The following is a 10481-nucleotide window of genomic DNA, read 5'->3' on the forward strand; positions in this document are numbered from 1 at the left end:
CTACTGATTACCGGGTTTCGGCCAGTTGCTGGTAGATCTGCGTATACGTACGGGCGAGACTGCTCCAGGTGCGGTGCGCGGCCACCTCGGCTCTGCCCGCCTCTCCCATGGCCCGTCTGCGCTCCGGGTCGTCGCGCAGCGAGGCGAGCCCCTTCGCCAGGGCCGCGGGGTCGCCGGGTGACACCAGCAGGCCCGCCCCCTCGCCGCCGACGAGTTCCGACAGCGCCGGAAGATCGCTGAGGACGACCGGCTTGCCCAGCGCCATCGCCTCGACCGGCTTGAGCGGCGTCACGAGACGGCAGACCCGCAGGTCCTCCCGCGGGCAGACGAAGATGTCGATGGCCGCCTGCGCCTGTAGCGCCTCGTCCGGGCCCACACGCCCGGGCAGGATCGCGTCCTTCAGCCCCAGCCGCGCGACCTGCTCGAGCAGGGCCGGCCGCTCGGCGCCGTCGCCCACCAGCAGCACCCGTACGGGCGTCCCCGCGTCGCGGAGCAGCGCCGCGGCGCTGAGCAGGGTGGCGAAGCCCTCATAACCGACGATGCTCGACACCGAGCCGACCACGATCTCGCCGGGGGCGATGCCGTGGCTCTCGCGGAAGGCCGCGCCGTCGTACTCCGCCGTGAGCAGCGAGTCGTCGACGGCGTTGGGCGCGAGGAAGATGCGCTCGCGCGGGACGCCGCGCTCGACGATCTCGGCGGCCATGGTCTCGGCGAGCGTGACCACGGCGTCGGCCTCACGCATGATGTGGGCCTCGCGGTCACGCTGCATGATGTGCCGCTCACTGCCGATGCGCCGGGGGTCCCGCGAGGTCCAGGTCTCCTCCAGGAAGCCGCGGACCTCGTACACGAACGGCGTGTTCGTCCGTTCGCGTACGGCGAGCGCGACCGAGCCGTTGCGGTGGTCGGTGGCGGCGTGCAGCACCTGCGGGCGCAGCGTGCGCACCAGCTCGGACACGTCCGCCGCGCCCCGGATCATCCGCCCGCGGCTCTCGAACGGCATGTCGCCCTTCGGCAGCAGCCGGTAGTACGGAACGCCGTCGATCTCCTCGAACGGCTCCGCCTCCGTGTGCCCCTGGAGCATCGGCCAGCCCCAGCTCGTCACCACGTGGGGATCGAGCCCCGCGGCGCGCTGCGCGGTGACGATGCGGTGGGTGCGCACCGTATAGCCCGCCTGCGTGTACGGCAGGGCGTTGGTGACCATGTGCAGCACCCGGCCGGGCTCCCGGTCACCCATGATCACCTTGGGCTTCGGCGGGATCGGGTCGGGGCCGATGGCCGCCATCTCGCCCTCGTAGTAGGCGATCCTGCGGCGGATGAAGGGCCAGCGGGCGTGCGGGTGGAGCACCTTGACGGCGTCCGACATCCGGCCCACCTCGAAGAGGGCCTTCGCCTCCTCAAGAGGTCCGTCGGCCATCCGCCGCATGATCTTGCGCGTGGTCACCTTGACGTACCGGGCGGCGGGCCAGGCGACCCGGCCGACCAGCGGCCGCATGCGTGAGGGCATGGCGTCGGCGGCGGCCTGGGCCACCCGGACCGGGTCCGACTTCACCTTGCTCACGAATATTCGGGAGACCACGACGGGGTTCTTCGCGAACCCCCGGAGGAACCGGCCGAAGCCGGCCTTGGCCGACGCGGCGGCGATCCCGGAAGCCGGCATCGGGGCGTTGTCTGCGGACACCGCCTTTGGGGGCGTGTTGGCCTCGGATTCCACGGCGTGACCGTACCATAGGCATCGTTTGCCCTAGGTTTGGATGAAAGGCGAGGTCAATGAGGGACAACCCCCTCGTCCTGCATGTGCTGGGCGCCCGGCCGAACTTCGTCAAGGCGGCCCCCGTGGTCAACGGACTCGCCGCGCTCGGTGTCCGGCAGGGCATCATCCACACCGGTCAGCACTACGACGCGCTCATGTCCGACGTCTTCTTCGCCGACCTCGGCCTGCCCGAGCCCGTGGCCAACCTCGGGGTCGGCTCCGGCTCGCACGCGCGGCAGACCGCGGCGCTGCTGGTCGGGCTGGAGGACGTCGTCACCGAGCACCGGCCGTCGCTCGTCGTCGTCTACGGCGACGTGAACTCGACCCTCGCGGCCATCCTCGTCTGCGCGAAGCTCCAGGTGCCCACCGCGCACGTGGAGGCGGGCCTGCGCTCCTTCGACCGGGAGATGCCGGAGGAGGTCAACCGCGTCGTCACCGACGCGCTCGCCGACCTGCTCTTCGCCACCTCGCCGGAGGCCCTGGCCCACCTGGCCAACGAGGGCGTCGACCCCGCCCGGATCCACCTCGTCGGCAACCCGATGATCGACAGCCTGTTCGCCGCGCTGCCGAAGCTCGACCCGGCGCCCGTACAGGAGCGTCTCGGCGTCTCGGGGCGGTACGCGGTCGGCACGCTGCACCGCCCGGCCAACGTGGACGACCCCCAGGCGGCGCGCGAGCTGGTCGACGCCGTGCTCGGCGTCGCCGACCAGGTCCCGGTGATCGTGCCGCTGCACCCGCGCGGGCGGCAGCGCCTCGCCGACGCGGGCCTGGTCGACCGGCCCAACCTGAAGATCGTCGACCCGCTCGGCTACGTGGACTTCCTGTCCCTGGTCCGCGGCGCGGCCCTCGTCGTCACCGACTCCGGCGGCGTCCAGGAGGAGACCACGATGCTCGGCGTGCCGTGCCTGACGGTCCGGCCGAACACCGAGCGGCCCGTCACCGTGACCCACGGCACCAACCGCCTCGTCACCCCCGCGTCGCTTCCGGCCGCGGCGTCCAAGGCGCTCGCGGACGGCGCTGCCACGCCCAGCGGCGAGCTGCCTCCACTGTGGGACGGCGCCGCGGGCCCCAGGATCGCCCGGGTCATCGAGGCCTGGCTGCGTGACGAGAACCTCTCCCCCGCCGCCCGCGGCCGGGTGGGGTAAACCGGCACAAACGTAACGACAGCCCCCGTACGATGGCTGTTCCGTGAGGGCTCCGTAAGGGGAGAGGCCGTGAGGGGGAGAGGCAATGGCTGAGACCGACGAGACGGCTGAGACTCCGGACGGCCCGCGTTTCCAACGTCTGGGACCGGTCAACTGGCTGCCCGAGGAGCGCAAGCTCGTCGAGCGCTACGAGCAGCGCATCCGCGAGCTGGAGAAGAAGCTCGCGACGCAGGAGGCGCGCGCCGACTACGCCATCTGGAAGCTCAAGGCGACCCAGACGCAGCGCCCCTACCGCGTCGCGCAGGCGCTGACCGGCGCCGGCAAGCCGGCCAAGTTCGCCCGGCTGCCGCGCGACCTCAGCAAGGCGATGAAGGAGCGCACCAGCCCCAAGCCGCCCATGTCGGTCGTCGAGGCCGCCGCCCTCGCCGAGGCCCGGGGACCCGAGGTCAAGATCCCCACCCTCCAGTGGCCGGACGGCCCCATCGTGCGGCCGGACATGCGGGTCGCCGTGATCCTCGACGACTTCTCCCGCATGGCGTTCCGCTACGAGTGGGACCAGATCGAGTTCGGGCTCACCGACTGGCGGGAGATCTTCGCCGAGCAGCGGCCCGAGATGCTCTTCTGCGAATCCGCGTGGCACGGCAACCAGGGCCGCTGGCGCTACCAGATGACCGGCACCAAGGCGCCCAAGCAGGAGCTCCGCGACCTGATCTCGTGGTGCCGGGAGGAGGGCATCCCCACGGTCTTCTGGAACAAGGAGGACCCGCCCAACTTCGACTTCTTCATCGACACGGCCAAGCTGTTCGACTACGTGTACACGTGCGACGGCGACATGGTCCCGAAATATCGGGAAGTCCTGGGACACGACCGCGTCGGCGTGCTGCAGTTCGCGGCCCAGCCGCGCATCCACAACCCGGTCCAGACCCGGCAGGGCCGGCCGTACGACATCGTCTTCGCCGGCATGTACTTCCGGGACAAGCACCCCGAGCGGCGCGAGCAGATGGACACCGTCCTCGCCCCCACGCGTGAGCTGGGTCTGCACATTTACGCCCGCAACGGCACCGTGGACGACAAGTACGCCTGGCCGGAGGAGTATCGCCCCCACATCGTGGGCGAACTGCCGTACGAGCAGATGCTGGCCGCGTACAAGATGTACAAGGTCTTCCTGAACGTGAACTCGGTGATCGACTCGCCGACCATGTGCGCGCGCCGGGTCTTCGAGCTGTCCGCGTGCGGGACCACCGTGCTGTCGGGCTGGTCACGGGCCATCGAGGAGACGTTCGGCCCGCTCATCCCCATCGCGCACTCCCAGGAGGAGGCGTACAACCGGGCGCTGTACCTCATCAACAGCCCCGAGCTGCGGGCCCGCCAGGCCCACCTGGCCCTGCGCGAGGTCTTCGACAAGCATCTCTTCTCCCACCGGGTCGACCAGATCCTCGCCGACCTCGGCCGCCCGGTCGTCTCGCGCACGCCGTCCGTCTCCGTCGTCCTGCCGACCAACCGGGCCGGGCAGCTGGAGCACGCCATCAGCCAGGTGGCCAGGCAGCGGCACCGCAACATCGAGCTGGTGCTCGTGCTGCACGGCCTGTCGGAGGACCCGGGCGTCGTCAGGGACAAGGCCCTGGCCGCCGGAATCCCGGCCGTGAAGGTGCTGACCGCCGACCCGTCGTGGAGCCTCGGCGAGGTGCTCAACCACGGCATCGCGCACGCCGACGGCGAGCTGATCTCCAAGATGGACGACGACAACCTCTACGGCGAGCACTACCTGTCGGACCTGATCCGGGCGTTCGACTACGCCGACGCCGAGATGGTCGGCAAGGGAGCGCACTACACCTACTTCCCCGACCAGAACACCACGATCTTCCGGCTGCCCGGCCTCGAACACCGCTACGCGCACCTCATCCAGGGCGCGACCATCGTGGCGCGGGCCGACCTGCTGCGCTCGATGCCGTTCGAGCCGGTCAACGCCGGTGAGGACACGCGGCTGGTGCGGCGCTGCAAGGAGGAGGGCGTGCGCATCTACTCGGCCGACCGGTTCAACTTCGTCTACATGCGCGGCTCGGACGCCACCGCCCACACCTGGCAGGCCGCCGACCACAAGCTGACCCGCAACGCCCAGTTCTGCTTCGCCGGTCACCCGGAGCCCCACGTCATGATCTGACGCCGCCGGCGCCAACCCTTCAGGATTTTTCGCCACATAGTGAGACAGTGTGGAATTTAGGGGATGAAGTGGCGGTTTCGTAGTGCCTGGGCCGCCGCCTGCGGTCCGATCAGCACGGGGCCGGACGCAGCAGGGGGCTTGGCGCGTGACCACGAACTCCCAGACCACTACCAGCACGGGCACACGGACGGGCGTCGGCCTCAGGTCGGAGCGCGGTCCCGTCCTCGGGGCGATCATGCTCTGCACCGGGCTGGTGGCGCTGGACAGCACGATCATCGCGACCGCGGTGCCGTCCGTCGTGGGTGATCTGGGGGGCTTCTCGCAGTTTCCCTGGTTGTTCTCGATCTACCTGCTCACCCAGGCGGTCACCGTCCCGCTGTACGGCAAGCTGGCCGACATCTTCGGGCGCAAGCCGGTGATGTTCGTCGGCATCGCCGCGTTCTTGCTCGGATCCGTGCTCTGCGGCGCCGCCTGGAGCATGCCCACGCTGATCGCGTTCCGGGCGCTCCAGGGCATCGGGGCCGGAGCCGTCCAGCCCATGAGCATGACGATGGTCGGCGACCTCTACTCGGTCGAGGAGCGCGCCCGGGTCCAGGGCTACATAGCGAGCGTCTGGGGCGTCGCCTCGGTGATCGGGCCGACCCTCGGCGGGCTGTTCTCCGAATACCTGTCCTGGCGCTGGATCTTCTTCGTCAACCTGCCGCTCGGCGCCGTGGCCGCCTGGATGCTGGCCCGGCGGTTCAAGGAGAAGGTGGCGGGCGGCTCCCACACGATCGACTACCTCGGCTCTGCGCTGCTCACCGGCGGCTCCTCCCTCGTCATCCTCGGCCTCCTCGAGGGCGGCGTGGCCTGGGACTGGGTGTCCGCGCCCAGCCTGCTCATCTTCGCGGGCGGCGCGCTCCTGCTGGTCGCGTTCGTGCTGGTGGAGCGGCGGGCCGCCGAGCCCGTCCTGCCGCTGTGGGTGTTCAGCCGCCGCACGCTCACCGGCGGCAACCTCGTGGGGCTCGGCATCGGCGCGCTGCTGATCGGCCTCACCTCGTACGTCCCGACGTACGCCGAAGGGGTGCTCGGCACCGGGGCGCTGGTCGCCGGGTTCGCCCTGGCCGCTCTCACCGTCGGATGGCCCATCGCGGCCACCCTGTCAGGGCGCGTGTATATGCGGGTCGGCTTCCGCGACACCGCGCTGATCGGGTCGGTCATCGTGGTCGCGGGCACCGTCCTGTGCGCGCTGCTCGGTCACGACGCGGCCCTGTGGGAGGTCGCCGGGGCCTGCTTCGTCGTCGGCGTCGGGCTGGGCCTGGCGGCCAGCCCCACCACTGTCGCCGTCCAGTCGGTGGTGGGCTGGGAGCGCCGCGGCGTCGTCACCGGGATCAACATGTTCTGCCGCTCCATCGGCAGCGCGGTCGGGGCGGCCGTGCTGGGGGCGGTCGCCAACGCAACGCTGGCCGACCGCTTCGCCCGGCCGCCCGCCGGGATCGCCGGGAAGCTGCCCGCGAGCGTCGACGCCACCGACACCGTGCTGAACGGCCAGGCACAGGCCGATCCCGCGGTCGCCGCCTTCGTCCGCACGGCTCTCTACGACGCCGTGCACAACGTCTTCCTCGTCCTCGTGGTCGTCGCCGTCCTCAGCGTCTGCGCGCTGCTCCTCATGCCGCGCCGCACGAAGGAGCTCACCTTCGACTGAGCCGCCGGGCCGGCCGCCACGAGCGCGGCCTGCCGCGCGTCGACCACCGCGAGCCGGCCTACTGCGACTCGACCTGCTTCGGCTCGCCCTTCTTGGGCTCGCTTCCGTTGACGTTCGCCAGGCCGCCGTTGGACAGCAGGGAGCGGGCCAGGCCGAGACCCGTGCCTCCGAGGGTGAGCGCCTTGGCGAGCATCTCCTCGACGCCCTGGGCGCCGTTGAGCACGACCATGTGGTCGACGTTGCCGAACGCCTTCGCCCCGGCCTCCACGATCTGCGGCCAGCTCTCCGCCAACTGCTGGGCGATGACCGCCTCCTGGTTCTCCGCCAGCGCCTCCGAGCGTGCCCTGATCGCGTCGGCCTCCGCCAGACCGCGCGCCTTGGCCGCCTCTGCCTCGGCCAGGCCGCGCGCCCGCGCCGCCTCCGCGTCCGCGAGACCCCGGGCCTTGGCCGCCTCTGCCTCGCCGAGACCCGTCGCCCTGGTGGCCGCCGCGGCCGCCTCGCCGCGGAGGCGGACCGATTCCGCCTCGGCCGCGGCCGCCTGCTTGACCTGGGACGCCTGCGCGGCGGCCCGCAGCTCGGTCTCCCGCGCCTCGGCCTCCGCCCGAGCGATACGGGCGTCGCGCTCCGCCTGGGAGAGCGTCACCGTCTCATACGCCTTGGCGTCGGCGGGCTTACGCACCTGCGACTGCAACCGCTGCTCGGAGAGCTGTGCCTCCAGCTCGGCGGCCCTGGTCTCCTGAACGACGACCTCCTGCCGGGCCGACGCCTCGGAGAGGGGACCCGCCTGACGGGAGCGTGCCTGCGCCTCGTCGATCTCGGCCTGGTAGGCGGCCTGCTTGATCTGCGCGTCGCGCCAGGCCGCCGCCTTGTTCGCCGCGGCGACCTGCTCCGCCTCCGTCGCCTCCTGGTCACGCTGTGCCTCGGCGATACGGGCGGACGCGGCGATCTTGGCGGCGTGTGGCTTGCCCAGGTTGGTGATGTAACCGGTCTCGTCCTCGATCTCCTGGATCTGCAGCGAGTCGACCACCAGGCCCAGCTTGCTCATCTCGTCGGCCGCCGAGCTGCGCGTCTCGCTGGTGAGCCGCTCACGGTTGAGGATGAGGTCTTCCACGGTCAGATTGCCGATGATCGAGCGCAGATGACCGGTGAACAGCTCGTGGATGGCGCCGTTCATCGAGTCCTGCTGGTCGAGGAAACGCCGGGCGGCGTTGGCGATGCTCGCGAAGTCGTCCCCGACCTTGTAGATCACCACGCCGCGGACCTGCACCGGGATGCCCTGCTGCGTGACGCAGGAGACCTGCAGGTTGGTCGCGCGGCTGTCGAGCCTGAGCCTGCGCGCGGTCTGGAAGCCGGGCAGCACGGCGGTGCCCTTACCTGTGACGATTTTGAAGCCCAGGCTGTCGGCCAGTTCCGTACGGGTGTGAGCGCCGAGACCCGAGATGATCAGCGCTTCGTTGGGCTCGGCGACCCGCCAGACGGCCTTGAACAGCAGGGTGGCGACGATGAGGGCGGCGACGACCACACCGCCAAACACCACGACTTCCGCGGACATGTGTGCCTCCACGACAGGGGGGAGAACAGGGAGAGGGAGTCAGATAACGGCGCGTGCGACGTAAACGGAGCGCGGCGGCGAGTACTCCACGACGACGACGATCGACCCCACCGGAATCTCCTCGTCAGGCAGGCTGGGATAGGCGTAGAACGCCTCGACGCCCCCGCGAATAGCGATCATGACCTCCCCGACGAGACCGGGGCCGATCTTGCCCGTGACCCTGCCCTGCCTGCCCACCACTCGTGTCACCCCGTCGTCCGCACTTGGCGCGAATGCGCAGGGTACCCCGTATAACCGAATCGCGATAGACGCATTCACCTCCACGCCATCCGGACGTCACCGTAAATCGCGGCCGGCGCCGCGACGGTGCCGCGTGAACCTGCGGGCTTTCGTCCGCGCCGCTTTCATCCGCCCAACGGACGCCGGATCGGAAACGTTCCGATCCCCATGGCAACCACGACACGTCCCAACATTCGCACTTTCCGCCGCTTTGTCGACATTCAGGACATTTGCGATGATTTCGGCATTACTGCCTGTTCGCGGGATCGCGGCGGCGTCCCACCCGGCCGGCGCAGCTTGGTGAAGGCCCAGGAGATGTCGGGCTCGACGGCCCACTTGAAAAGGCGCCGAACCGGCGGCGTGCACAGGACCGTCGCGAGCACCACTCCGAACGCGATCATGGCCGCCACGCCCACCGGATTGACCAACGATGAGTGGAACCTCTCGGCCACCTTCACGACGAACCCGTGGAGGAGATAGGCGTACATGGTGGCCGCTCCCAGCCCAGTGAACCACGTACGACGGCTGGGTGTGATCGCGATGAACGCCGCCACGAGCACGGCCCCCGCCGCCAGCATCGCGAGCCGGATCAGCGTGCCGGTCACGTCGTCGACCCCGATCTGCGCGTTCGCATGGCGCCACCGGATCCATTCGGTCTTCACGTGATCGTGGACGGCGAATGCGACGCACAGCCCGATCACCAGCACCACGGCACCGGTGACCCTGGCCCACTTCCGCCGCAGCAGGTCGAGGTGCTCCGGCCGCAGCATCAGGCCGAGCACGTAGAACGGCAGCAGGCCGAAGGTGCGGTTCATCGACAGCTCGTCGGGCAGGCCGCTCGTACCGGACAGCAGCGACACCCCGACCGCGATCGTCAGCGGCCAGCGCAGCTGCTGCCACACCGGCGTGGACAGCCTCCACAGGAAGAGCGACATCAGGAACCACGTCAGGTAGTACGGGTCCATCAGGCTGATCTCAAGCTTGCCGTACAGGAAGTAGCGGGGCAGCGAGTAGGCCACCTCGAACAGCACGTACGGCACGGCGAGACCGGTGATGAGCTTCCTCGCCTTGCCCGCCGAGAAGGTGAAGTTCCTCGACAGGTAGCCGCTGACCACGATGAACAGCGGCATGTGGAACAGGTAGACGAAGAAGTAGAGCGCGTGAGCGGCGGGCACGTCCCGCAGGTTCTCGATCAGGTGCCCGCTGACCACGAGGACGATGGCCAGATACTTCACGTTGTCGAGCAGGGGGTCCCGGGCGGCAGCCGTGCTCGTGGGCATCGCGGGGGCGGGAACGGTCGCGGTCACGGTGCGCGACCCTAGTGAGCGGCCCTGGCGATCACCGCCAACGGCGGGCGAACAATGCCGGAATTCTTGGACGGCCGCCGAAGGCGCGCCCCGAGCGGACAAATGTCATCCTCCCAGGGGAGCAAGTCTTCACCCCGTGGAGGAAGTCTGTCCACAGACCCAATCGCGATTTGACTACCACACGTAATCGGCTGATAACTTCCCGCGCATGCCTGGCGCCCGACACGACGCGACCAACGAACTGGTCCGCCACCACCCCGAACTCGTCCAGCACCTCCTCCAGACCGTCGGCGGCATCCCCCTGCCCGACAACGTCCCCCTCCACATCCACAGCGGCGAACTCAACGACCGCATCTCCACCAACCGCCACGCCGACACCCTCATCCTCGCCGGCCCCCCACACGACCCCCACTACGGCCTGATCTGCGAAATCGAAACCCGCCTGTCAGAACCCAAACTGCACCAGGCACTGCGCTACGCCGCCACCGTCTGGCTCCGCCTCGACAAACCCGTCCACGTCCTGTTCATCACCCCCAACACCACCGGCGACCGCTACAACCGCCCCCTCACCCTCAACGCCGGCGGCCTCACCCTCACCCTCAC

At 69.9% G+C, this 10481-nt stretch carries 7 protein-coding genes and 1 pseudogene; 4 read left to right on the plus strand and 4 right to left on the minus strand.

Translation table 11 applies throughout. The features are described 5' to 3' along the window. Positions 1-7: 7 nt before the first annotated feature. A complete protein-coding gene (locus tag JOL79_RS32395; RefSeq protein WP_307848851.1) occupies positions 8-1711 on the minus strand; it encodes a glycosyltransferase family 4 protein in 1704 nt (567 codons plus the stop codon). A 56-nt stretch (positions 1712-1767) separates the two neighbouring features. On the opposite strand from JOL79_RS32395, the gene wecB reads away from it, so the two are divergent. From wecB to JOL79_RS32410, 3 genes are all read left to right on the plus strand, one after another. After that, positions 1768-2895, plus strand: a complete 1128-nt coding sequence (wecB, locus tag JOL79_RS32400) for a non-hydrolyzing UDP-N-acetylglucosamine 2-epimerase (RefSeq protein ID WP_210159754.1) — start codon at positions 1768-1770, stop codon at positions 2893-2895. 85 nt (positions 2896-2980) lie between these two features. After that, a complete protein-coding gene (locus tag JOL79_RS32405) occupies positions 2981-5056 on the plus strand; it encodes a glycosyltransferase family protein (RefSeq protein WP_210159755.1) in 2076 nt (691 codons plus the stop codon). Positions 5057-5201: 145 nt separating this feature from the next. Further along, positions 5202-6740, plus strand: coding sequence for an MDR family MFS transporter (locus JOL79_RS32410; RefSeq protein WP_307848852.1), 1539 nt, complete (start codon positions 5202-5204; stop codon positions 6738-6740). A 58-nt stretch (positions 6741-6798) separates the two neighbouring features. Here the strand turns inward: JOL79_RS32410 and JOL79_RS32415 are convergent, their stop codons facing one another. From JOL79_RS32415 to JOL79_RS32425, 3 genes are all read right to left on the minus strand, one after another. Further along, the gene (locus tag JOL79_RS32415) at positions 6799-8292 is read right to left on the minus strand and encodes an SPFH domain-containing protein (RefSeq protein WP_210159756.1); all 1494 of its coding nucleotides are present in this window, start codon (positions 8290-8292) and stop codon (positions 6799-6801) included. A gap of 39 nt (positions 8293-8331) precedes the next feature. After that, a complete protein-coding gene (locus JOL79_RS32420; protein ID WP_230985904.1) occupies positions 8332-8541 on the minus strand; it encodes an NfeD C-terminal domain-containing protein in 210 nt (69 codons plus the stop codon). 251 nt (positions 8542-8792) lie between these two features. Then, a complete protein-coding gene (locus JOL79_RS32425) occupies positions 8793-9878 on the minus strand; it encodes an acyltransferase family protein (protein WP_307848853.1) in 1086 nt (361 codons plus the stop codon). Positions 9879-10086: 208 nt separating this feature from the next. Here JOL79_RS32425 and JOL79_RS32430 point away from each other — a divergent pair. Beyond that, a pseudogene (locus JOL79_RS32430) lies at positions 10087-10481 on the plus strand (hypothetical protein); the annotation flags it as partial.

It is taken from the genome of Microbispora oryzae (assembly GCF_017896165.1).
Lineage (GTDB): Bacteria > Actinomycetota > Actinomycetes > Streptosporangiales > Streptosporangiaceae > Microbispora > Microbispora oryzae.

What these genes read in the sequence shown, in the direction of transcription:
- wecB (WP_210159754.1), top strand. Translation starts at nt 1,768, where the DNA reads ATGAGGGACAACCCCCTCGTCCTGCATGTGCTGGGCGCCCGGCCGAAC.
- JOL79_RS32415 (WP_210159756.1), bottom strand. Translation starts at nt 8,292, where the DNA reads ATGTCCGCGGAAGTCGTGGTGTTTGGCGGTGTGGTCGTCGCCGCCCTC.
- JOL79_RS32405 (WP_210159755.1), top strand. Translation starts at nt 2,981, where the DNA reads ATGGCTGAGACCGACGAGACGGCTGAGACTCCGGACGGCCCGCGTTTC.